Origin of the sequence: Amycolatopsis sp. NPDC048633 (assembly GCF_040650695.1) — a bacterium.
In the GTDB taxonomy this organism is placed as follows: Bacteria; Actinomycetota; Actinomycetes; order Mycobacteriales; family Pseudonocardiaceae; genus Amycolatopsis.
This window is the reverse complement of record NZ_JBEZHS010000011.1, coordinates 1-22,379: the sequence shown is the minus strand read 5'-3', so window position 1 is coordinate 22,379 and position 22,379 is coordinate 1. Positions and strand designations below refer to the sequence as shown.

The window sequence follows — 22,379 nt, the reverse complement described above, 5'->3', positions numbered from 1 at the left end:
GGGCGGCCTGGGTTCGCGTTGCCCCGGCTTTCGATGCCGTCTTGCGTGCGCTGAACCCGCGCTCTAAACGCGGACCAGCGCTTGGGGCTTGCCCAGGACCGTCTTGTCGTCGAACTTGACCACCAGGTCCACTCGCGCTGTGCCGTCGTCGTTCACCACGGCGACCTTGCCTGTGATCTCCACCAGGGCGCCCTCCGCCGTGTTCGGGACCACTACCGGGCGGGTGAAGCGGGCGCTGAAGTCGATCAGGCGGCCTGGGTCGCCCAGCCAGTCCGTCACTACCCGGCCGGCGACCGCCATTGTGAGCATGCCGTGCGCGATCACGTCGGGGAGGCCGACCTCCTTCGCGAACGTCTCGTTCCAGTGGATCGGGTTGAAGTCCAGGGCCGCGCCCGCGTAGCGGACCAGCTGGTCGCGGGTGATGCGGACCTCGAGGGCGGGCAGTTCGTCTCCGGTGTTCACGCGTCCTCCCCCCGCACCACGAGCTGGGCCTTCGTGGTGGCGATGTGCGCACCGTCGCCGTCGGTGATCTCGGCGCGCAGGTTGATGAAGTCGTTGCCTGCCCGGGCCATGATCCGGTCGATGTGCGTCGTCAGCAGCAGTGTGTCACCCGCGTGGGCCGGGCGGCTGTACGTGAACTGCTGGTCGCCGTGGACCATGCGCGAGTAGTCGAGGCCCAGCTCGGGGTCGGTGACGATCGCGTTGATCGACGTCAGGTTGATGATCGTGAGGAACGTCGGGGGCGCGATCACGTCCGGGTAGCCGGCCGCCTTCGCGGCTTCGGGATCCCGGTAGAGCGGATTCGCGTCGCCGATCGCGTCGGCGAACTCGCGGATCTTCTCCCGGCTCACTTCGTAGCTGGTCTGCGGCGGGTAAACCCGTCCGGTGAACGACTCGTCCAAGGGCACCCCGAGAGGCTACCGGGCCGCCGACAGCAAGAAGCCGCCCTGGTGGTCCAGGGCGGCTTCTCGAAAGCTGGTGCGAACGCGCTACGCGGTCAGCGGGTTTCCTTGTGCGTCCGGTGCGTACCGCAGTTCGGGCAGAACTTCTTCATCTCCAGGCGATCCGGGTTGTTGCGCCGGTTCTTCTTGGTGATGTAGTTGCGGTGCTTGCACTCTTCGCACGCCAGCGTGATCTTGGGTCGCACGTCGGTGGCAGCCACAGCGTTTCCTTCTCTCTCAGGTCCCGGGGGCTAGCCCCAGTCGTTACCGCGTAGCGGTGGCCGGACTTGAACCGGCGACACAGCGATTATGAGCCGCTTGCTCTGCCAGCTGAGCTACACCGCCCTACATGACCCAAGCCGCGACACGCAGGCGTGACGCGGCTGAGGTCGTGAGCCCCTTTACGGAATCGAACCGTAGACCTTCTCCTTACCATGGAGACGCTCTGCCGACTGAGCTAAAGGGGCCTGGCCTCTCGCGAGGACTTCGAAAGATTACCAACCCCCGTCACCCCGTCGTGCAACCGGGGTCCCGAAAGAGCAAAACCTCAGGTCAGCAGGGTAAGCACGGTCTCCGAGTGACGCCCCGGGGAGCGCGCCGTGCGGGCCTGCAGCCACGCCTCCAAGCGGTCCTCCGGCAGCGGGCGCGAAATCAGGTAGCCCTGCGCGACGTCACAACCCATCGCCTCGAGCTGGTCGCGAGCGACGTCCTCCTCGACACCTTCGGCGACCACCGTCAGCCCGAGCGAGTGCCCCAGCTCGACGATCGACCGCACCACCGCGAGGTCGCCGAGGTCGGTGCCCATGCCGAGGACGAAGCTCTTGTCGATCTTGACCTGGTCGACCGGCAGCTGCCGCAGGTAGGCCAGCGACGAGTAGCCGGTGCCGAAGTCGTCCACCGCGAGCGTGATGCCCAGCGAGTGCAGCTCGCGCAGGATCGGCAGCGCCTTCTGCGGGTCCGACATCACCCCGGACTCGGTCAGCTCGAACGTCAGCAGCTCCGGCGGGATGCCGACGCGCTCGAGCTCGCGGGCCACCTTGTTCGGGAAGTCCTCGTCGGCCAGGTTGCGCACCGACAGGTTGACCGCCACCGAGATCCGCAGGCCCTCGTCGAGCCACTTGCGGCAGCGCTTGAGCGCCTCGCCGAGCACGAACGACGTCAGGACGCCGATCAGGCCGGCCGCCTCGATGGCCGGGACGAACTCGTCCGGGCCGAGCCGCCCGAACTCCGGGTGCACCCAGCGGACCAGCGCCTCGACGCCCGCCACCTGCCGGTTCGGCAGGTGATCTTCGGCTGGTAGTGGACGCTGACCTGGCCGTCTTCGAGGGACTGCCGGAACTGCGTGACCATCTGGAAGCGGCGCAGGAAGATCTGGCCCATGCTCGGCACGTAGCCGCGGACCTCTTCGCCGCCCTTGGTAGCGCGAACAGCCACGTCGGCCCGCTGGAGCAGGCCTTCGATGTCGACGACGTCGCCGGACTCCTCAGGCGTCGTCGTGGCGTACCCGATCATCGCGTTGGCCTCGACCGACAGCCGGTCCACCGGATACGGGGCGGAAAGCTCTTCGCGCAGCCGTTCGGCCGCGGCGTGGGCGTCCTCGGGAGGGCAGCCGACGAGCAGCGCCGCGAACGACGCGCCTTCGAGGCGGGCGAGCGGGACGTCGGGGCCGAGCGCGTCGCGGATGCGGCGGCCGGCGGCGATCACCATCCGGTCGGCCCAGGCGTAGCCCAGCGCGTCGCTGACCGTCGAAAAGACGTCGAGGTCGATCCGCAGCACCACGGCGTTCGCGAAGTCCCGCAACGGTTCCTTCGCCACCTGCCGGAAGCCCGGCCGGTTGAGGTGCCCGGTGAGCGGGTCGTGGTAGGCGTCGTGGCGCAGGGTCGCGAGCAGCCGCCGGTTGTCCAGCGACGTCGCGAGGTGGCTGGCCATCGTGCCGAGCAGCTGGACGTCGTACTTGCCGAAGCCGCGCCAGCGGGACAGCCGGTCGTGCGCCTCGACGACGCCGAGCAGCTGGTTCGCGCTGCGCAGCGGGACGACGAGCGCCTCCTGCGCGCCGCGGTCGAGCAGCGCCGCGCGGACGTCGGGGTTGGCTTCGGTGATCCGGAAGTGCCGGACGTGCGCGCCGGGCAGGCGCAGCAGCGGGTCGTCGGCGGCCGGGTCGGCGGGCGGCAGGTCGTCGCCGGCGACGACGACGCGCATGGTGTCCTTCGGTTCGAGCCGGAGTCTCAGCACGACGCGGCCCGCGGCGAGCTGGTCCTTGATGCGCTCGGCGATCGTGGCCCATTCGCGGACGTCGACGCCGCCGACGAGCTCGTCGGCCCGGCTGGCCGGGCGCGCCGCCGCCTGCTGCCCGGAGCGGGCCACCATCAGGCTGACGTCGGAGAGCGCCTCCATGTCCCGCTGCTCGCGCAGCAGGTCGGAGTAGGCCCAATACAGCGCGGTGAGGCCGAGGAAGACGGCGAGCACCAGCGGCCACGCCTTGGGCGTGTTGGAGATGACGAGGTAGCCGGACAGGCCGACGGACGCGTTGACGAACCCGACGACCAGGATCCGCGCGGTGAGCCGGACCGCGGTGCTGACCCGCATCCGGCGCCGCAGGACGCGGACCGCGGCCAGCGCCAGGAGCGTGCTCACGAGCGGCGCGGTCAGCGTGCCGGCCAGCGCGGCGACCCACGGGATCTTGTCGCCGACCCCCGCCCCGACGGCGTACTTGACCAGCCCGGCGACCGCGAAGGCGCCGGTGATCTCGAGCAGGAACGCGCCCGCGTTGTAGAGGACGCGGCCGGCGACCTTGCGCGCGAGCAGCGTGCCGATGCCGGCGACCAGGTGCGCGGCCAGCACGACTTCGAACGGCGCGACGAAGAACCCGATGACGAGCGGGATCTCGGTGAAGGAGATGGTCCACGAGATGCCGCTGCGGACGTCGACGTTGATGCCGAGCTGTTCGGCGAGCAGGAACGCGACCGCGAGCACCGGCCCGATCCACAGCAGCCGGCTGTCCCAGTGGAACGGCAGCCAGGACCCGACGGCGAACGCGGCGATGATCCCGATGCTCAGGACGGCGAAGGTGTACGCGCGGAACCGGCGCTCGTCGGTGCGAGCCTCGACCGAGACGGGTGGTGCCCCGGAAGCGGCTCCCGGCCCGGGCTGCGCCTGTGCGACGGCGTCGCCGTGGGCGTTGCTGTCCGGCATCCGACCTTCCCTCCCGGCTTGTCCACCGGTGCTGATCCGTGACTTCGGGTGCGGACAAGGGCCATACCGTACCCCGTAGGGCGTACCCGCGTCCCTTTCGAGACATTAGGAGATCACCCCAGGGTTAACAATGCCTCGATGGCGCTGACCTGCGTGGACCAAGGGGTGAAACATCCGGGTTGGGAACCTGGGGTGGTTCCGTACGCACGCCAGTCCGAGTAGCGCTTCAATGTGCTCATGCACAGCGACGTGATTGCCACCGAACACGCGGCCCGGCTCGCGGCGGTGGATTCCCTGCTCCCCGGTTCTTCCCCCTTCGAAGCGGCCGAAAGCGCCGTGGTGCTGGAGGTGGCGACGGCCGGCTCGGCCGCGTCCGGCCTCGCCTCGCGCATCCAGGTCGACCAGGACGCCCCGAACGCGCCGTGGCGGGCGCTGACCGAGCACCGCCTCGACCTCCAGCTGACCGGCCCGCAGCCCGCGGCCGCCCTCGATGCCCTCCTCACCCAATGGGATGAACATCTGCGCGCGGTCGCCGAGCGCGGCGACACCGAGACCGCCGCGATCGTCCCGCGCGCCAGCCGGGACGCCGCCGGCACGCGGGAGATGCTGCACCACGGTTTCGCGCCGCTGCGCGTGATCGCGGTCCGCCCGGCCGAGCGGATGGTCCCGGTGGGCCCGCGCGGCACCCCCGGCGTCAAGATCCGCCGCGCCGAGCCCGGCGACCTCGAAACCGTCGTCTCGCTGGGACTCGAGCTGCACTCCTTCGACGCGCAGTACGGCACGGTCAACCTGCGCAAAGGCATCGAAGACATCATGGCCAAGGACCTGGCCGAACAGCTGGACCGCCCGGAACCGCCCCTGTGGATCGCCGAGCTGTACGGCCGTCCGCTCGGCATGGTGAACGTCCAGCACCCGGGCGAGACCGGGTGGATCAGCGACCGCGTCTCGGCGGACCGCGTCGGCTACCTGTCGTCGCTGGCCGTCGCCAAGGAGGCGCGGTCGTCCGGTGTCGGCACCGCGCTGGCCACCCACGCCCACCACGTCCTCGACGAGGAGGGCGCCGACGTCGTCCTCCTGCACCACGCGGCGGCGAACCCGCTGTCGACGCCGTTCTGGTACGCGCAGGGGTACCGCCCGCTGTGGACGTACTGGCAGCGTCGACCAGCCGTTCGGTGAACGACTGGCGGATTACCCCTGCTCTTCAGTGCTTATAGGCTGGCTCCCGGAGCAGCGAGGGGAGCCGGACGTGACCGATCAGCGGGATTCCGCGCCGAGAGCACCCGAGGGCGTCGACACCGAGAAGCCGTCCGCGGCCCGGATCTACGACTGGTACCTGGGCGGCACGCAGAACTGGGCCGTGGACCGCGAGTTCGGCCGGCGCATGGAGCAGCAGTGGCCGCTGGTGCGCCCCGGGTCGAAGCAGAACCGCGAGTTCATGAACCGCGCGGTGCGGGCGGCGCTGCGGGCCGGGATCCGGCAGTTCGTCGACCTCGGCTCCGGGGTCCCGACGGCCGGGAACGTGCACGAGGTCGTCGAAGCCGAGCTGCCCGAGGACCACGACGCGACGGTCGTGTACGTCGACTACGAGCCGGTCGCGGTCGCGCACGCGACGCTGATCCTCGAAGAGGAGGCGGCGACGGACTGGGCGGGCATCGTCCAGGCCGACATGCGGGACGCGAAGGCCGTGCTGCGCGCCGAAGAGACGAAGCGGCTCATCGACTTCTCGAAGCCGGTCTGCCTGATGATGATGGCGGTGCTGCACTTCGTCGGGCCCGACGACGACCCCATCGGCCTCCTGAAGGCGTACCGGGACAAGCTCGCGCCGGGCAGCTGGCTGGCGATCTCGCAGATGAGCGAGGGCGACGGGGCCGGCAAGACCCTCGAAGGGCTGCGCTGGTTCGTCGAGCAGTACCGGAAGACCAGCAACCCGGTGTGGCTGCGCGACCGCGACGAGATCGAGCCGCTGTTCGGCGACTGGCCGATCATGGAACCGGGCATCGTGCACCTGCCGGACTGGCGGCCCGACCGGAAGCTCAACGCGCTGGAGGCGGAGGCCCGCCCGTTCGCGTGGTGCGGCATCGCGGAGAAGCCCGGCGCATGAGCGAAGGAGCGCCGATCGCCCCGGCCGGGGTCGACACCGACAAGCCGTCCGCGGCCCGCGTCTACGACTGGTACCTCGGCGGCGACCACCACTGGGCGGTCGACCGCGAGTTCGGCCGGCGCGTGGAGAAGGTGTGGCCGCTGATCCGGCCGATCTCGCGGCAGAACCGGGCGTTCATGAACCGGGTGGTCTCGGCGGCGATGGACGCCGGCGTCCGCCAGTTCGTCGACCTCGGTTCCGGCGTGCCGACCGCGGGCAACGTGCACGAGATCGTCCGGGAGCTGCTGCCCGACGGTGAACGGGCGTCCGTCGTCTACGTCGACTACGAGCCGGTCGCGGCCGCGCATTCGCGGCTGATCCTGGAACGCGAGGGCGCGACGGACTGGGCGGGCCTGGTCGAGCGGGACATCCGGCGGCCGAAGGAGATCTTCGCGGACGACGTGACCCGTGAGCTGATCGACTGGTCACGGCCGGTGTGCCAGCTGATGATCACGGTGATGCACTTCGCCGGGCCGTCCGACGATCCTTCGGGGTTGATGGCGACGTACCGCTCGAAGCTCGCACCGGGCAGCTGGCTGGCGCTTACGCACGGCACGTGCCGCGACGACGCGCCGCCGGTGCGCGCCGCGGAGGTGAAGCGGTTCATCGACGCCTACCGCGACACGTCGAACCCCGCGTGGCTGCGCTCGGCCGAGGACCTGCTCCCCTGGTTCGGCGGCTGGCCGCTGCTCCCGCCGGGGATGACATCGTTGCCGGACTGGCGCCCCGAGGAGCCTCCGAACGTGATCGACCTGGAGACCCGGCCCTTCGCCTGGTGCGCGGTCGCGCGCCGGCCAAGCCTCTGACCTGCACTTTCCCTGATCGCTGTGGGCGAACGCACCATCGGAAACAAACACACCCATCGGAGAGTTGAGCTAGGCAGACTCAACTACCCGAGGAGTGCACATGTCCGACACCCGCCTCCTGCCCGTGCTCCCGCTCGATGACGACGTCGTGCTGCCGGGCATGGTCGTCCCGCTCGACCTCACCGACACCGAGACGCGGGCCGCGGTGGAGTCCGCCCAGGCCAACACGCCGAGCCAGGCTTCCTTCCCCGGCATCCGGTCGACCGCCGGCGCCACCAAGGCCGAGGTCCTGATCGTGCCGCGCGTCCACGGTGAGTACGCCGAGTACGGCACCGTGGCGACGGTCGAGCGCATCGGGCGCGTGCCCGGTGGCAAGGCCGCCGTCCTGCTGCGCGGTACCGCCCGCGCGCTCGTCGGCCGGATGGCCGACGGCCCCGGCGCGGCCCGCTGGGTGCACGCCGAGGACGCCCCCGAGACCACGAACGACCAGACCACCAAGCTGGCGGCCGAGTACAAGGCCGTCGTCATGTCGATCCTCCAGCAGCGCGGCGGCTGGCAGCTGATCGACGCCGTCCAGCAGGTCGAGGACGCTTCCGCGATCGCCGACCTGTCCGGCAACGCGCCGTACCTCGACACCGAGCAGAAGCTCGAGCTGCTGACCACGCTCGACGTCAGCGCACGCCTGGAGAAGGCGCTCGAGTGGAGCAAGGAGCACCTCGCCGAGCTCGAGGTGACCGACACGATCCGCAAGGACGTCGCCGAGGGCATGGAGAAGCAGCAGAAGGAGTTCCTGCTGCGCCGCCAACTCGAGGCCATCCGCAAGGAGCTGGGTGAGCTCGACGGTTCGACCGACGACACGGACTACCGCGCCCGCGTCGAAGGCGCCGAGCTGCCCGACGCCGTGAAGAAGGCCGCACTGGCCGAGGTGGACAAGCTGGACCGCACGTCCGAGCAGTCCCCCGAGGGCGGCTGGATCCGCACCTGGCTGGACACCGTCCTGGAGCTGCCCTGGAACGAGCGCACCGAGGACATTTACGACATCGCCGCCGCGCGGGCTGTCTTGGACGCCGACCACGCCGGTCTCGACGACGTCAAGGAACGCATCATCGAGTACTTGGCCGTGCGCAAGCGCCGTGCCGAATCGGGTCTCGGCCCGGTCGGTGGACGTCGTTCCGGCGCGGTGCTCGCCCTCGCGGGCCCTCCCGGGGTCGGCAAGACGTCGCTGGGTGAGTCCGTCGCGAAGGCCATGGGCCGCAAGTTCGTCCGCGTCGCCCTCGGCGGCATCCGCGACGAGGCGGAGATCCGCGGCCACCGCCGCACCTACGTCGGCGCGCTGCCCGGCCGGATCGTCCGCGCCATCAAGGAAGCCGGCTCGATGAACCCGGTCGTGCTGCTCGACGAGATCGACAAGGTCGGCGCCGACTACCGCGGCGACCCGACCGCGGCGCTGCTCGAAGTGCTGGACCCGGAGCAGAACCACACGTTCCGCGACCACTACCTCGAGGTCGAGCTGGACCTGTCCGACGTCGTGTTCCTGGCGACGGCCAACGCGCTCGAGACGATCCCCGGCCCGCTGCTGGACCGCATGGAGCTCGTCACGCTGGACGGCTACACCGAGCACGAGAAGGTCACCATCGCCCGCGACCACCTGCTCCCCCGCGAGCTGGAGCGCGCGGGTCTGGGCACGGCCGACGTCAGCCTGACCGACGCCGCGTTCAGCCGGATCGCCGCCGAGTACACCCGTGAAGCGGGCGTGCGCGACGCGAACCGCACGATCGCGAAGGTGCTGCGGAAGATCGCGACGAAGGTGGCGCTGGACGAGGTGTCCTTGCCGCTCACCATCGATGCCCCGGATCTCGAGACCTACCTCGGCCGCCCGCGGCACGTGCCGGAGTCGTCGCTGCCCGCGTCGACCCAGCGGACCGCGACCCCGGGCGTGGCGACGGGCCTGGCGGTGACCGGGGCCGGCGGTGACGTCCTGTACATCGAGGCGTCGCTGGCGGACCAGGAGTCCGGCGCGTCCGGGCTGCAGCTGACCGGCCAGCTCGGCGACGTGATGAAGGAGTCCGTCCAGATCGCGCTGTCCTACCTGCGGTCGCACGGCGCGGAGCTGGAGCTCCCGGTGGGCGACCTGCGCGAGCGCGGCATCCACGTCCACGTCCCGGCGGGCGCGGTCCCGAAGGACGGGCCGTCCGCGGGCGTCACGATGACGACGGCGCTGGCCTCGCTGCTCTCGGGCCGGGTGGTCCGCCCCGACGTCGCGATGACGGGTGAGGTGTCCCTGACCGGGCGCGTCCTCCCGATCGGCGGCGTGAAGCAGAAGCTGCTGGCGGCCCACCGGGCCGGGATGAAGACGGTGATCATCCCCCAGCGCAACGAGCCGGACCTGGACGACGTCCCGGCCGAGGTGCTGTCCCAGCTGGACGTCCACGCGGTGGCCAACGTCCGCGAGGTCCTCGACCTCGCCCTGACCCCGGCTTCGACGCCGGTTCCCCAGGCGGCGTAACCCCGAACGCCGCCAAAGAACGGCCGGTTTCCCTCTCCCCCAGGGAAACCGGCCGTTTCCTTATGCTCGGACGGGTGCGGTCGACTCGCGCTCGACGAGCGAGACGTCGATCGTCACCGGGCGCTTCGGGCGCTCACCCTTCTCGATCGAGTCCATCAGGATCGACACGGCCGTCGACGCCTTGCGCGCGATGTCCTGCGACACCGTCGTCAGCTTCGGCGTCACGTAGTTGCAGAGGTCGAGGTCGTCGAAGCCGACCACCGAAACGTCTTCCGGCACTCGGATGCCCGCCTCGGTCAGGCCGTGGACGATGCCGACCGCGAGGATGTCCGCCGTCGCGAACAGGGCCGTCATACCCGGGTGGCGGCCGGCCAGCGTGAGCCCGAGTTCCCGGCCTTCGGCGTACGTCGTGTTGACCGTCTCCACCAAGTCAGGCCGCTCGACGCCCGCGTCCGCGAAAGCCTGGCTGAAGCCCTCGAAGCGTTCGTGGACCACGCCGACGCCGCTGAACGCGGGACCGGCGAACAGGATTTGGCGGTGGCCGAGGTCCAGGAGGTGCTTCGCCGCGAGCCGGGCGCCCGCGAAGTCGTCGGAACGCGTGCCCGTCGTCAGGCGGTTCGCCGAGTAGCTGTCGATCGCGACGACGTGGACCGCGCCGATGGTCTTCTTGGTCAGCTTGCCGACCTCTTCGTCGAGGAAGCCGAGCAGGATCGCGCCGTCGAGGCTCCACGAGCGCAGTGCCTCGGCGACCTCGTCCGGGTGGGCGACGCCGCGCAGCAGCAGGTGGTAGCCGTACTTGCGCAGCTCGCGCTCGATCAGGCCGACGATCGCCATGGTGTGCGGGCTGATCATCAGGCTGTCCTCGTCGGCGGCCGGCACCAGCAGGCCGACCAGCCGGGACGCCTTCGTCGCGAGGCTGCGGGCCGACGCGCTCGGGACGTAACCCAGCTCGTCCGCGATGCGCTGGACCTTCTCGATGGTGCCGGGCGAGACCCGCGCGCGGTTGCCGTTCATCACGTTCGACACGGTCATCATGCTCACGCCCGCCTGCTCGGCGACCTCCCGCAGCGTGACGCGCACCCTCGGACTCCTCTCGGTCACCCAGGCCCCGAGGTTACGGGACCGGCCGTTGACAAGCGGCCGGGGACGACATTACCGTCTATCGAGGTATAGCGCTAAACCTAATCCATGCGGACGCCGGTCCGCACCCTTCGCCGCGCTCCGGAAACCGTTGAGCCAGAACGGGAGTCCTGTGACCACAGACATCTCGACCGACCCGCTGACCGCACCCGCCGAGCAGGCGGCGCCGTGGTGGCGCGGTGCGGTCATCTACCAGATCTATCCCCGCAGTTTCGCCGACGGCAACGGCGACGGCACCGGTGACCTCGCCGGCGTCCGCGCCCGCCTGCCCCACCTCAAAAGCCTCGGCGTGGACGCCCTCTGGTTCACGCCCTGGTACTCGTCACCGCTGGCCGACGGCGGTTACGACGTCGCCGACTACCGCGTCATCGACCCGGCTTTCGGCACCCTCGACGAGGCGGAGCAGCTGATCGCCGAAGCCGCCGGGCTGGGCATCAAGACCATTGTGGACATCGTCCCCAACCACGTCTCGGACCAGCACGAGTGGTTCCAAGCCGCACTGGCCGCCGGGCCGGGATCGCCTGAGCGCCAACGGTTCTGGTTCCGCCCGGGTCGTGGCGAACACGGTGAGCTGCCGCCGACGGACTGGGAATCCAGCTTCTCCGGCGGCACCTGGACGCGCACCACGAACCCGGACGGCACCCCCGGCGACTGGTACCTGCACCTGTTCGCGCCCGAGCAGCCGGACCTCAACTGGAACCACCCGGACGTCCGCGCCGAGCACGAGCGGGTGCTGCGGTTCTGGTTCGACCGGGGCGTCGCGGGCATCCGCATCGACTCCGCAACGATGCCGGTCAAGGACCCTGCGCTGCCCAACGAGGTGACGCCGGACGCGCATCCGTTCGTCGACCGCGACGAGATCCACGACATCTACCGCGCCTGGCGGGCCGTCGCCGACTCCTACGCCGAGCCCCGGGTGCTGGTCGGCGAGGTCTGGCTGGCCGACCCGCACCGCTTCGCCCGCTACCTGCGGCCGGACGAGATGCACACGGCGTTCAACTTCGACTTCATGATGCGCCCGTGGGACGCCGGCGAGCTCCGCACCGCCATCGTGTCCACTTTGGACGCCCACGGCCCGGTCGGCGCGCCGCCGACGTGGGTGCTCTCCAATCACGACGTCACCCGCGCGGCCACCCGTTACGGCCGTGAGGACAGCTCGTTCGGCTTCGTGGGCCGGGCCTTCGGCATCCCCACTGACCTGGAGAAGGCGCAGCGAAGGGCCCGCGCGGCCGCGCTGCTGTCGGCGGCGTTGCCCGGCTCGCTGTACGTCTACCAGGGTGACGAGCTGGGCCTGCCCGAGGTCGAAAACCTGCCCCTGGACGTGCTGCAGGACCCGATGCACTTCCGCTCCGGCGGCACCGACCCCGGCCGCGACGGCTGCCGCGTCCCGCTGCCCTGGACGTCCGACGCCGACAGCGCGTTCGGCTTCGGCGCCGGAACCCCGTGGCTGCCCCAGCCGGCGAACTGGGGTGACTACTCGGTCGAGCGGCAGGACGGGGATCCCCGGTCGATGCTGACGCTCTACCGCACCATGATCGCGCTGCGCCGGTCCGAACCCGGGCTGCGTGGCGAGAACTTCGCCTGGGCCGACGGCACCGACGACGTCCTCGCCTTCCGCCGTGGCGACGACCTGCTCTGCCTGGTCAACTTCGGTGAAACCCCGATCGAACTGCCGTCCCACCTCGAAGTCCTGCTCGCCAGCGAAGAGCTGGCCGACTCCCAGTTGCCCACCGACACAGCCGTCTGGCTGCGAGTCTGAAACCCGCCAGGAGTGACGATGAAGTCCTCGAAGATCACCGCGGTGTGCCTGTGCGCCGCCGTCGTGCTGACCGCCTGTTCCGGCACCGACGAAACCACGACCGCCGACGGCAAGACCGTCGTCAAGGTGTCCATCGAACCGGGCCTCGACCAGGGTGCGGTCGCCGCGTTCAACACCCGCGTCACGCAGTTCGAAACCGCGAACCCGAAGATCGACCTGGTCCCGCAGGAGTTCAAGTGGGACGCGACGACGTTCACCGCGCAACTGGCGGGCGGCACCCTCCCCGACGTCCTGACCATGCCGTTCACCGACGGCCGCGGCCTGATCGAACGCCGTCAGCTCGCCGACATCAGCGGCTTGGTCGACCAGCTGCCGTACGCGAAGAAGTTCAACCCCGAAGTCGCGAAGGCGGGCTCGGCCGACGACGGCAAGATGTGGGCCGTCCCGATCGCCGCACACGGCCAAGCGTTGCACTACAACCGGACGCTCTTCAAGCAGGCCGGCCTCGACCCGGACAAGCCACCGTCCACTTGGGACGAGATTCGTACGGACGCCAAGCAGATCGCGCAGAAGACCGGCGTGGCCGGGTACGCCCAGCTGACCACGGACAACACCGGCGGCTGGATCCTCGCCACGCTCGACTACGCCTTCGGCGGCCGCACCGAACAGCTGGCCGGTGACAAGGCGACGGCGACCCTGAACACCCCGCAGATGGCGCGCGCGCTGCAGACGATCCACACCATGCGCTGGGACGACAACAGCATGGGCGCCAACTTCCTCTACGACTGGAACGGCATCAACCAGGACTTCGCCGCCGGCCGGATCGGGATGTACGTCTCCGGCGGCGGCAACTACGGCTCGCTCAAGGCGCAGAACGCGATCAAGGCGGACGACTACGGCGTCACAGCCCTCCCGCTGGACGGCCCGAACGCCGGTGTCCTCGGCGGCGGCACGCTCGCCGGCGTCAACGCCAAGGCGAACGACGCCGTCAAGGCCGCGGCCGTGAAGTGGATCGACTTCTACTACCTGAGCAAGCAGGCCGACCAGGCCGCGGCGGTGGCCGACGCGAAGGCGACCGCGGACTCCGGTGAGGCCGTCGGCTCGCCCGAGCTGCCGGTGTTCGACAAGGCGACCTTCGACCAGCGGCTGGGCTGGATCGCGCAGTACGTCAACGTGCCGGTGAAGCAGATGACGCCCTACACGGACAAGATGTTCGGCCAGCCGCTGATCCCGGAGCCGACACGCTCCACGCAGCAGGTCTACGGCCTGCTCGACCCGGTGGCGCAGAAGGTCCTGACCGACCGCGGCGCGGACATCCCCGCCCTGCTGGCCGACGCGCAGACGCAGGCCCAGGCGTTGCTGGACAAGCCGTGACGCTCACGGCGGCCCGGCCGGCGGTCACCACCCGCCCGCCGGCCCGGGCCCGCCGCCGGCGCACCCCGATGACGTGGGTGCGCGGCGGCGGCCTCGGCACGGTGCTGTTCCTGCTGCCGATGCTGGCGGTGTTCGGGCTGTTTTCGTGGCGGCCGATCGGCCAGGCCGTCGTGATGAGCTTCCAGCAGACGAACCTCGTCTCGGACCCGGTGTTCGTCGGGCTGGACAACTATCGCGCGGTGCTCAGCGATCCGCAGCTGTGGAACGCCGTCGGCAACACGCTGTGGTTCGCGGTGCTCGCGCTGCTGCTCGGCTACCCGATCCCGCTGGTCGCCGCGGTGCTGATGAGCGAGGTCCGCCGGGCGAAGGGCCTCTACAGCGCGCTGGCCTACCTGCCGGTGGTGATCCCGCCGGTGGTGGCCGTGCTCCTGTGGAAATTCTTCTACGACGCGAGCCCGAACGGCGTGTTCAACACGGTGCTGGGTGCGGTCGGGATCAGCCCGGCGCCGTGGCTGCAGTCGGCGTCGACGGCGATGTTCTCGCTGGTCGCGGAGGCGACGTGGGCCGCAGCCGGCGCCACGATCATCATCTACCTCGCCGCGCTGACCAGCGTCCCGCCCGAGCAGTACGAGGCGGCCGAGATCGACGGCGCGTCGGTCTGGGGCAAGGTCTGGCACGTCACGCTGCCGCACCTGCGCGGGGTCCTGCTGATCACGTTCATCCTGCAGATCGTCGGCACGGCCCAGGTGTTCCTCGAGCCGTTCCTGTTCACCGGCGGCGGCCCGGCGCGGTCGACGACCACGATCCTGCTGCTCGTCTACAACTACGCCTTCGCCGACAGCCTCGGCGGCGACTACGGCGCGGCGACCGCGTTGAGTGTGCTGCTCGCCGTGGTGCTGGGCCTGTTCTCCGCCGTGTACTTCCGCCTCACCCGCTCCTGGAGCAAGTCATGACGCGCGCTCTGCTCTCGCCGTCGGACTGGCGGCGGCCCGCCGTCCGCCGCACCACCCGCACGCTGCACGCTTTGTTGCTCGCGGCGTTGTTCCTGGCCGGGCTGGGGCCGATGCTGTGGCTGGCGAAGGCGGCGGTCACACCGACGCAGGACACGTTGCGCGACCCCCTGGCCCTGTGGCCGCACGGGATCGATCTCGCCAACCTCTCGACGGCGTGGACGCGCGTCCAGATCGACAAGTACTTCCTCAACACCGTGTGGGTCGCCGCCGGGTCGTGGCTGGTGCAGCTGATCGTCGCGACGACGGCCGGGTTCGCGCTGTCGGTGCTGCGGCCGCGTTACCGGCGCGTGCTCACCGGCGTCGTCCTGACGACGTTGTTCGTGCCGGCCGTCGTGCTGCTGGTTCCGCTGTACCTGTCGATGGTCGACTTCTCGCTGATCAACTCGTTCTGGGCGGTCTGGCTGCCCTCGGGCGCCAGCGCGTTCAACATCCTTCTGGTGCAACGGTTCTTCGACAACCTCCCGCGTGAGGTGTTCGAAGCCGCTCGCGTTGACGGCGCCGGGCCGCTGCGGCTGTTCTGGTCGGTCGTGCTGCCGATGTCCCGCCCGATCCTGGGCGTCGTCTCGGTGTTCGCGATCGTCGCGGCCTGGAAAGACTTCCTCTGGCCGATGCTGGTGCTGCCCGACCCGGCAGTCCAGCCGCTCTCGGTCCGGCTTCCGGCGTTGCAGAAGTTCGTCGAGCTGGACGTCTTCCTCGCCGCTCTGGCTATTTCGACGGTCATTCCCGTCGTGCTGTTCCTCGTGTTCCAGCGGATGTTCCTGCGCGGCAACGCCTTGAGCGGAGCCGTCAAGGGCTGACTCTCTTGTTGGGAGAAAACAGATGCGCAGATCCCCTGTTCTGGCCGTCGCGGTGCTCACTTTCACCGCTCTCTTGGGCACTGTCCCGGCTCATGCCGCGACCACCCGTCTCGAGGCTGAATCCGCTGCCCTTTCGGGCGGCGCTGTGGTCGAAACCGACCATCCCGGCTACAGCGGTTCCGGCTTCGTCGGCGGTTTCACCGACGGCCACCGCGGCACCGCGCGGACGACCTTCGCCGTCTCTGCCGCGTCGGCCGGTTCGTACACCCTCGCGCTCGGCTACGCCAACGGCACCGGCTCTTCCCGAACCCTCACCCTGACCGTGGATTCCCTGGCACAGCAGGTTTCGTTGCCCGCTACGGCTTCCTGGGACAGCTGGGGCTCGGCGAGCGTCGCCGTCTCACTCGGCGCGGGCGCGCACAGCGTGTCCTACACCTTCGGATCAGGCGACAGCGGGAACGTCAACCTCGACCGCCTTGACGTCACGCCCTCCGCGACCGGGCAGGCGGGTCCGTTGTTCGAGGCCGAGAACGCGACGCTCTCGGGCGGCGCGGTAGTCGCGACCGATCACCCGGGCTACAGCGGAAGCGGGTTCGTCGGTGGGTACACCGACAGCAACAAGGGCAACGCCCGGACGTCGTTCGCGGTCAAGGTGACGACCGCCGGGCCGCAGTCCCTTGCCCTCCGGTACGCGAACGGCACCGGTACCGCCATGACGCTTTCCCTCTATGTCGACAGTGTCCGGCAACGGCAGGTGTCGCTGCCGGCGTCGGCGAACTGGGACACCTGGACGTCGGCGACCGAGTCCGTGACCCTGACCGCGGGCGACCACACCGTGGCGTACGCTTTCGACAGCACCGATTCCGGCAACGTGAACCTCGACAGCCTGACCGTGACTGCTTCGGTGCCCGCCGGTCCTGGCGAGGCTGAAGCCGCATTCCTCTCCGGCGGCGCGACGATCGGTGCCACGACCGCGGGCTACACCGGGCCGGGCTACGTGACGGGCTTCGCGACGGCGGGCGCGCGTCTGGTGCGTACGTTCGCGATGGCCTCGGCGGGCACCGCGACCGCCACGATCCGCTTCGCCAACGCGGGCACCCTCGCGGTGTCGGCGAACGGCCGTGACGCCGGGACCGCGACTCTGCCGTCGGGCACCGGCTGGCGGACGGCCACGGTCTCGGTGCCGGTCCGCGCCGGCGTCAACACCCTGCAACTGGCCGGCACCGGCAGCGACGTGCAGGTCGACAGCGTGGTCGTCGCGAACGAGACGGCGCTGGCCGCGCGGGGCGCGACGACGCCGTACACCGAGTACGAGGCCGAAGCCGGGACGACCACCGGGACCGTGCTCGCCGCGGACCGGACGTTCCACACGGTCCAGGCCGAGTCGAGCGGCCGCCGCGCGGTGCGGCTGGGCTCCACCGGGCAGTCGGTGAGCTTCACGCTGACGAAGCCCGCGAACGCCGTCACCCTGCGGTTCTCGATCCCGGACACCGCGGACGGCGCCGGCCAGACCGCGCCGCTGGCGCTGTACGCGAACGGTACGAAGGTCCGCGACCTGTCGCTGACGTCGAACTACAGCTGGGTCTACGGCGCGTACCCGTACACGAACGTGCCGTCGCAGGGCAGCCCGCACCGGTACTACGACGAGACGCGCGCTTCGATCGGCGACTGGCCCGCGGGCACGGTCCTGAAGCTGCAGAAGGACGCGTCGAGCACGGCCGCGTACTACGACGTCGACCTGCTGGACGCCGAGCAGGCCCCGGCCGCGGCGACCGCCCCCGCGGGTGCGTTGTCCATCACGTCGTACGGCGCGGTCCCGGACAACGGCTCGGACGCGACGTCGGCGATCAATGCCGCGATCGCCGCGGGCGCGTCGCAGAACAAGCCGGTGTGGATCCCGGCGGGGACGTTCCGGATCACGTCGAAGATCAACGTCGCGAACGTGCGCGTTTTCGGCGCGGGCCCGTGGTCCTCGGTGATCCAGGGCACCGGTCCGCGCGGCGGCTTCTTCGGGACGGGCAGCAACGTGACGCTGGCCGACTTCGCGATCTTCGGTGACGTCCGGGTCCGCGACGACAACGGCTCGGACGGCGCGCTGGACGGCAACTTCGGCACTGGCTCGCTGATCCAGAACCTGTGGATCGAGCACACCAAGGTCGGGCTGTGGGCCGACTCGGGCACGAACGGGCTGTACGTGGTCGGCACGCGGATCCGCGACACGTTCGCGGACGGCGTCAACATCCACGCCAAGGACGCCGGCACGAGCAACGTGCGGGTGGACCAGTCGATGGTCCGCAACACGGGCGACGACGGGCTGGCGATGTTCTCCGAAGGCAACACGGTGGCCGGGAGCGCGTACACGTTCAACACGGTCCAGTCGCCCGCCCTGGCGAACGGCATCGGCGTCTTCGGCGGCGCCGGCAACCGGATCGAGGACAACGTCGTCTCGGACAACGTCGAGGCGGGCTCGGGCATCACGGTGGGCACGCGGTTCAACCCGGTGCCGCTGTCCGGCACGACGTCGATCCGGCGCAACACACTCGTGCGGACGGGCAGCTTCGAGCACAACTGGAACTCGGCGATCGGCGGCCTCTGGATCTACGCGGATTCGGCGCCCATCGCGGCCCCGATCGTCGTCGAGGACCTGACACTGACCGACAGCACGTACCAGGGTGTGCTGCTGAGCTTCCAGAAGTCGATCACGCAGCTGAGCTTCGACCGCATGACGATCGCCGGAGCGGGCACGTACGGCCTCGAGACGAACGCGACGGGCAGCGCGTCGATCGCCCACACGTCGGTGACCGGCGCCACATCAGGCGGCTTGCTCAACGACGGCGGCTACACGCTGGTGCGGGGAGCCGGGAACTCCGGCTTCTAGGCTTTTGGATGCGGAAAAGCCCGGTGACCTCGTCGGTCACCGGGCTTCTTCGTGGGTGGCGGGTGAGGGATTCGAACCCCCGTAGGCGTAAGCCAACTGGTTTACAGCCAGTCCCCTTTGGCCACTCGGGTAACCCGCCCAAGCCGGTCGTACCGGCCGGGAAGAAGCTTACCCAAGCACTCCCGGCGGGGGTCAACCGGGATACCCGGGACTAGGGTGGGTGGCCCCTGACAAGCGAGTACGAGGTGTGAGGACACGTGGCGGATCCCTCTTTCGACGTCGTGAGCAAGGTCGACCGCCAGGAGGTGGACAACGCGCTCAACCAGGCGAGCAAGGAGCTGGGCACGCGCTTCGACTTCCGCGGCACCGGCACGACGATCAACTGGTCCGGCGAGGAGGCGATCGCGATCGAGTCCGAGACGGAGGAGCGCGCGCTGGCCGCGGTCGAGGTGTTCAAGGAGAAGCTGATCAAGCGCAGCATCTCGTTGAAGGCCTTCGAAGCGGACGAGCCGGCCCTCTCGGGCAAGATCTACAAGCTCAGCGGCAAGATCATCCAGGGCATCGCGTCGGACAAGGCGAAGCAGATCGCCAAGTTCATCCGCGACGAAGGCCCCAAGGGTGTGCAGGCCCAGATCCAGGGCGACCAGCTGCGGGTCTCGGGCAAGAAGAAGGACCAGCTGCAGGACGTGATCGCCTTGCTGAAGGGCAAGGACTTCGAGATCGCGCTGCAGTTCACCAACTACCGGTGACGCCGCCGCGGGCACCCGGCCCCATTGGGTGCCCGCTCAGGACGGCGTGAGCGTCCAGCTCGCCTCATATCCGTCCACCCGCAGATAAGCCGGACCGCGGACCTCCCGATCGACATCGACGTCGCCGATCTCGTTGATCAGCAGGTCGTGGTCCTCCTCGGAGAGCACCCACAGCCCGATGTTGCCGCGGGTCTTCGCCGTGAACTTGACGTGCGCGATCCCCGCCGGCACGCGCAACACCGCGTCACCCTTGCCCGATGTCGGCGCGCCCGGCGAGGCCGATGGCACGCTTCGGTAGTCCGCGATCGTCGCCGTCCAGGGCGCGTTCGCGAGGACCGTCACCTTCGTCGTCGGGCGGTCCGGGTCCGTGTTCAGCCACGTCGTGCCCTGGTACGCGCCGATCGCGTTGACCAGGCCGAACTCGCCGCCGTCGGTGCTGATGATCACGTTGCCCGAGCACTTCGGGCAGTCGAACGTGAAGAAGCCCAGCTGGTCCGGCGGCCACGTCGTCGCGAACTCGCCCTGGCCCTTGCCCGTGTGCGTCTCCGTCGGCACGTCACGCGGCACCGGGGCCGCCGAAGTAGTAGGCGCCGGAGCCGAGGACGACGTCGGTGCCCCGACGATCGTGCCGAACCCCGTCGCCGGCGCGCACGCGGAAGCCAGGACCAAGACCAGCAGGCAAGCCAGCCGGAGTTTCATCGTTCCCCCTCGGGGCCACCAACCGGCCCCCGGTGATCTTTCGGCGTTCTTTGCCGGAGCGTTACCGTCGCCGTGCGTCACCGGTCACCCGAAAGCGCACAGCAAACCGCTCGAACGCGCGAATGCCCCGTGTGACTGTCCACGAAGGACCCTCGCCGCGTGCTGTAATCGCGCGGTCACCGCGTGGAGAGGGTCAAGATGCGCCGCTTGCTCGCCTTCGTGCTGTCACTAACCGTGATCGGCGCGACACTGACCCCCGCGAGCGCCGCCGAGCGCAAGCAGCTCCTGCCCGGCCTCGGCTCCTATGCGCGCCTGGTCCGGCTCGACTACTCGATCTTCGGTCGCGGGCACATCATCGCCGCACTGACCAGCGAAGACGCCAGCGGCAAGTTCACGCCCGTCATGGAGAGCACCGACGAGGGCGCCACGTTCCACCAGATCGGCGCCATCCGCGACCCCGACGGCCGGTACGGCATGTGCTGCGGCACCCTCTACGAGCTGCCGCAGCGGGTCGGGCGCCTGCGCGCGGGCACCCTGCTCTGGGCCGCCTCCTACCGGCAGGACGCCGGGGCGCAGCGGCGCCTCGGGATCAAGGTGTGGGCCAGCAAGGACGGCGGCCGCTCGTGGGGCTTCCTGTCCGAGGCCGCCCGCTCGCACAACATCGACGGCATCTGGGAGCCCGAGTTCACCGTCGACGCCGGCGGCACGCTCTGGCTCCACTTCGCCGACGAGACGCAGGCACCGAAGTACGCGCAGGTCCTCAACCGCGTCGCCTCCACCGACGGCGTGAACTGGGGCACCAAGCAGCTCACCCTGGCCATCCCGCCGGACCGGGTCCGGCCCGGCATGCCGATCATCCGCAGGCTGCCCGACGGCCGCTACTACTTCGCCTACGAGATCTGCAATTTCCGCGACCGCTACTGCGACCCGTACTTCAAGATCTCCCCCGACGGCGCCAACTGGGGCAGCCCCACCGACCCCGGCACGCGCGTCGACACCGCGAACGGCAACTACTTCCAGCACGCGCAGACGATCACGCTCTTCCCCGGCGGCCCGAACGGCGTGCGGATCGTCATGGTCGGGCAGATCTACACCAACGCGAAGGGCCAGCCGCAGCCGAAGAACGGCCAGGTGCTGCTGGCGAACGACAACTTCGGCAGCGGCAACTGGTACGAGCTGCCCGCCCCGGTGCACATCACCGGCATCTACAACAACTTCTGCCCGAACTACTCCTCGACGCTGCTGCCGGTCGACGGCGGCAAGAACGTGCTCGAGATCGCCACCGAGTACAACTCCGGCTGCAAGGCCTACTTCGGCAAAGGACCGGCCTTCTAGCGCTTCCCCACCGGGCCCGGGGAGCCTACCCGTAGGGTGGTCGAGTTCCGACCGCGGAGAGGGAGGCAGTTCATGAAGGGCATCGTGCTGGCCGGAGGCAGCGGGACACGCCTGCACCCGATCACCCAGGCGGTGTCGAAGCAGCTGCTGCCGGTCTACGACAAACCGATGGTCTACTACCCGATCTCGGTGCTGATGCTGGCCGGGATCCGCGAGATCCTCATCATCTCCACCCCCGCCGACCTGCCGATGTTCCGCAAGCTGCTCGGCAACGGCGACAAGTTCGGCGTCTCGTTCTCCTACGCCGAGCAGCCCAGCCCGAACGGCCTGGCGGAGGCCTTCGTCATCGGCGCGGACTTCATCGGAGACGACGACGTGGCGCTCGTGCTCGGCGACAACATCTTCTACGGCCAGGGCTTCTCCGGCCGCCTGGAGACGGCCGTGCGCGAGCTCGACGGCTGCGTCCTGTTCGGCTACCCGGTGAAGGACCCCGAGCGCTACGGCGTCGGCGAGGTCGACGCGGGCGGCAAGCTGGTGTCCATCGAGGAGAAGCCCGCGAAGCCCCGCTCGAACAAGGCGATCACCGGGCTGTACATCTACGACAACCAGGTCGTCGAGATCGCCCGCGCGCTGAAGCCGTCGGCGCGCGGCGAGCTCGAGATCACGGACGTCAACCTCACGTACGTGCGCCAGGACCGGGCGTCGCTGGTCGACCTCGGCCGCGGCTTCGCCTGGCTCGACACCGGCACGCACGACTCGCTGCTCGAAGCCGGCCAGTTCGTGCAGGTGCTGGAGCACCGCACCGGCGTGCGCATCGCGTGCCTCGAGGAGATCGCGCTGCGGATGGGCTTCATCGACGCCGACGAGTGCTACGCGCTGGGCGAGAAGCTGGCGAAGTCCGGCTACGGCGACTACGTGAAGGCAGTCGCCACGGCCGCGGGGGCTTCGGCCTAGATGTGATGTCCAGGGACGTTGTCCCGAGTTGAGGTGACCAGCGGCGGCCTGTCGTACAGACAGGTGAAGGCCTCCGGATGTGAAGTGGAGCTGTCT

General features: G+C 69.7%; 17 protein-coding genes, 3 tRNA genes and 1 pseudogene. 12 read left to right on the top strand and 9 right to left on the bottom strand.

The features are described 5' to 3' along the window. Positions 1-63 precede the first annotated feature (63 nt). The 6 genes and pseudogenes from AB0C38_RS20945 to AB0C38_RS20920 form a co-directional block, all read right to left on the bottom strand. The gene (locus AB0C38_RS20945) at positions 64-462 is read right to left on the bottom strand and encodes a MaoC family dehydratase (RefSeq protein ID WP_360675690.1); all 399 of its coding nucleotides are present in this window, start codon (positions 460-462) and stop codon (positions 64-66) included. Then, positions 459-908: a MaoC family dehydratase N-terminal domain-containing protein gene (locus AB0C38_RS20940; protein ID WP_360675688.1), complete on the bottom strand. Its 450-nt coding sequence runs from the start codon at positions 906-908 to the stop codon at positions 459-461. The genes AB0C38_RS20945 and AB0C38_RS20940 overlap by 4 nt, the downstream gene beginning before the upstream one ends. An 89-nt stretch (positions 909-997) precedes the next feature. Continuing rightward, entirely contained in the window at positions 998-1,162 is a 165-nt protein-coding gene (gene rpmG / locus AB0C38_RS20935; RefSeq protein ID WP_005152047.1) for a 50S ribosomal protein L33, read from the bottom strand. Positions 1,163-1,213: 51 nt separating this feature from the next. Continuing rightward, a tRNA-Met gene (locus AB0C38_RS20930) sits at positions 1,214-1,286 on the bottom strand. 49 nt (positions 1,287-1,335) lie between these two features. Continuing rightward, positions 1,336-1,408: transfer RNA gene (locus AB0C38_RS20925), tRNA-Thr, on the bottom strand. An 80-nt stretch (positions 1,409-1,488) separates the two neighbouring features. Then, a pseudogene (locus AB0C38_RS20920) lies at positions 1,489-4,133 on the bottom strand (EAL domain-containing protein). 237 nt (positions 4,134-4,370) lie between these two features. On the opposite strand from AB0C38_RS20920, the gene AB0C38_RS20915 reads away from it, so the two are divergent. The 4 genes from AB0C38_RS20915 (at position 4,371) to lon (ending at position 9,585) form a co-directional block, all read left to right on the top strand. After that, positions 4,371-5,309 carry a GNAT family N-acetyltransferase gene (locus AB0C38_RS20915; RefSeq protein WP_360675686.1) on the top strand — a complete coding sequence of 313 codons (939 nt, stop codon included), beginning with the start codon at positions 4,371-4,373 and terminating at the stop codon, positions 5,307-5,309. 70 nt (positions 5,310-5,379) lie between these two features. Then, positions 5,380-6,234, top strand: coding sequence for an SAM-dependent methyltransferase (locus AB0C38_RS20910; protein WP_360675684.1), 855 nt, complete (start codon positions 5,380-5,382; stop codon positions 6,232-6,234). Next, positions 6,231-7,079 carry an SAM-dependent methyltransferase gene (locus AB0C38_RS20905; protein WP_360675681.1) on the top strand — a complete coding sequence of 283 codons (849 nt, stop codon included), beginning with the start codon at positions 6,231-6,233 and terminating at the stop codon, positions 7,077-7,079. Before AB0C38_RS20910 ends, AB0C38_RS20905 begins: the two co-directional genes overlap by 4 nt. 100 nt (positions 7,080-7,179) lie before the next feature. Continuing rightward, positions 7,180-9,585, top strand: a complete 2,406-nt coding sequence (gene lon, locus AB0C38_RS20900) for an endopeptidase La (RefSeq protein WP_360675679.1) — start codon at positions 7,180-7,182, stop codon at positions 9,583-9,585. Positions 9,586-9,645: 60 nt separating this feature from the next. On the opposite strand, the gene AB0C38_RS20895 is transcribed toward lon, so the two are convergent. Next, positions 9,646-10,665: a LacI family DNA-binding transcriptional regulator gene (locus AB0C38_RS20895; protein ID WP_360675676.1), complete on the bottom strand. Its 1,020-nt coding sequence runs from the start codon at positions 10,663-10,665 to the stop codon at positions 9,646-9,648. A 172-nt stretch (positions 10,666-10,837) separates the two neighbouring features. Here AB0C38_RS20895 and AB0C38_RS20890 point away from each other — a divergent pair, with 172 nt between their 5' ends. The 5 genes from AB0C38_RS20890 to AB0C38_RS20870 are packed head-to-tail and all read left to right on the top strand — an operon-like array spanning position 10,838 to position 18,546. After that, a complete protein-coding gene (locus AB0C38_RS20890) occupies positions 10,838-12,484 on the top strand; it encodes a glycoside hydrolase family 13 protein (RefSeq protein ID WP_360675672.1) in 1,647 nt (548 codons plus the stop codon). 18 nt (positions 12,485-12,502) lie between these two features. Further along, entirely contained in the window at positions 12,503-13,858 is a 1,356-nt protein-coding gene (locus AB0C38_RS20885; protein WP_360675669.1) for an extracellular solute-binding protein, read from the top strand. After that, positions 13,855-14,811: a sugar ABC transporter permease gene (locus AB0C38_RS20880; protein ID WP_360675666.1), complete on the top strand. Its 957-nt coding sequence runs from the start codon at positions 13,855-13,857 to the stop codon at positions 14,809-14,811. The genes AB0C38_RS20885 and AB0C38_RS20880 overlap by 4 nt, the downstream gene beginning before the upstream one ends. Beyond that, on the top strand, positions 14,808-15,668 hold the full coding sequence (locus AB0C38_RS20875) for a carbohydrate ABC transporter permease (protein ID WP_360675663.1): 861 nt from the start codon (positions 14,808-14,810) through the stop codon (positions 15,666-15,668). The genes AB0C38_RS20880 and AB0C38_RS20875 overlap by 4 nt, the downstream gene beginning before the upstream one ends. Before the next feature lie 22 nt (positions 15,669-15,690). Beyond that, positions 15,691-18,546, top strand: coding sequence for a carbohydrate-binding protein (locus AB0C38_RS20870; RefSeq protein ID WP_360675660.1), 2,856 nt, complete (start codon positions 15,691-15,693; stop codon positions 18,544-18,546). 56 nt (positions 18,547-18,602) lie between these two features. Here AB0C38_RS20870 and AB0C38_RS20865 read toward each other — a convergent pair. Continuing rightward, positions 18,603-18,685 (bottom strand) — tRNA-Tyr (locus AB0C38_RS20865). Positions 18,686-18,803: 118 nt separating this feature from the next. Here AB0C38_RS20865 and AB0C38_RS20860 point away from each other — a divergent pair. Next, a complete protein-coding gene (locus tag AB0C38_RS20860; RefSeq protein ID WP_284747809.1) occupies positions 18,804-19,295 on the top strand; it encodes a YajQ family cyclic di-GMP-binding protein in 492 nt (163 codons plus the stop codon). A 36-nt stretch (positions 19,296-19,331) separates the two neighbouring features. On the opposite strand, the gene AB0C38_RS20855 is transcribed toward AB0C38_RS20860, so the two are convergent. Further along, positions 19,332-19,994: a hypothetical protein gene (locus AB0C38_RS20855; protein ID WP_360675657.1), complete on the bottom strand. Its 663-nt coding sequence runs from the start codon at positions 19,992-19,994 to the stop codon at positions 19,332-19,334. Between the two features lie 198 nt (positions 19,995-20,192). Here AB0C38_RS20855 and AB0C38_RS20850 point away from each other — a divergent pair, with 198 nt between their 5' ends. Together AB0C38_RS20850 and rfbA are read left to right on the top strand one after the other, a co-directional pair. Next, a complete protein-coding gene (locus AB0C38_RS20850) occupies positions 20,193-21,329 on the top strand; it encodes a sialidase family protein (RefSeq protein ID WP_360675654.1) in 1,137 nt (378 codons plus the stop codon). Between the two features lie 72 nt (positions 21,330-21,401). Continuing rightward, entirely contained in the window at positions 21,402-22,283 is an 882-nt protein-coding gene (rfbA, locus tag AB0C38_RS20845; protein ID WP_360675651.1) for a glucose-1-phosphate thymidylyltransferase RfbA, read from the top strand. Positions 22,284-22,379 lie beyond the last annotated feature (96 nt).

Coding starts and splice junctions, on each gene's coding strand:
- AB0C38_RS20915 (WP_360675686.1), top strand. CDS start 4,371: ATGCACAGCGACGTGATTGCCACCGAACACGCGGCCCGGCTCGCGGCG.
- AB0C38_RS20905 (WP_360675681.1), top strand. CDS start 6,231: ATGAGCGAAGGAGCGCCGATCGCCCCGGCCGGGGTCGACACCGACAAG.
- lon (WP_360675679.1), top strand. CDS start 7,180: ATGTCCGACACCCGCCTCCTGCCCGTGCTCCCGCTCGATGACGACGTC.
- AB0C38_RS20885 (WP_360675669.1), top strand. CDS start 12,503: ATGAAGTCCTCGAAGATCACCGCGGTGTGCCTGTGCGCCGCCGTCGTG.
- AB0C38_RS20875 (WP_360675663.1), top strand. CDS start 14,808: ATGACGCGCGCTCTGCTCTCGCCGTCGGACTGGCGGCGGCCCGCCGTC.
- AB0C38_RS20870 (WP_360675660.1), top strand. CDS start 15,691: ATGCGCAGATCCCCTGTTCTGGCCGTCGCGGTGCTCACTTTCACCGCT.
- AB0C38_RS20855 (WP_360675657.1), bottom strand. CDS start 19,994: ATGAAACTCCGGCTGGCTTGCCTGCTGGTCTTGGTCCTGGCTTCCGCG.
- AB0C38_RS20850 (WP_360675654.1), top strand. CDS start 20,193: ATGCGCCGCTTGCTCGCCTTCGTGCTGTCACTAACCGTGATCGGCGCG.
- rfbA (WP_360675651.1), top strand. CDS start 21,402: ATGAAGGGCATCGTGCTGGCCGGAGGCAGCGGGACACGCCTGCACCCG.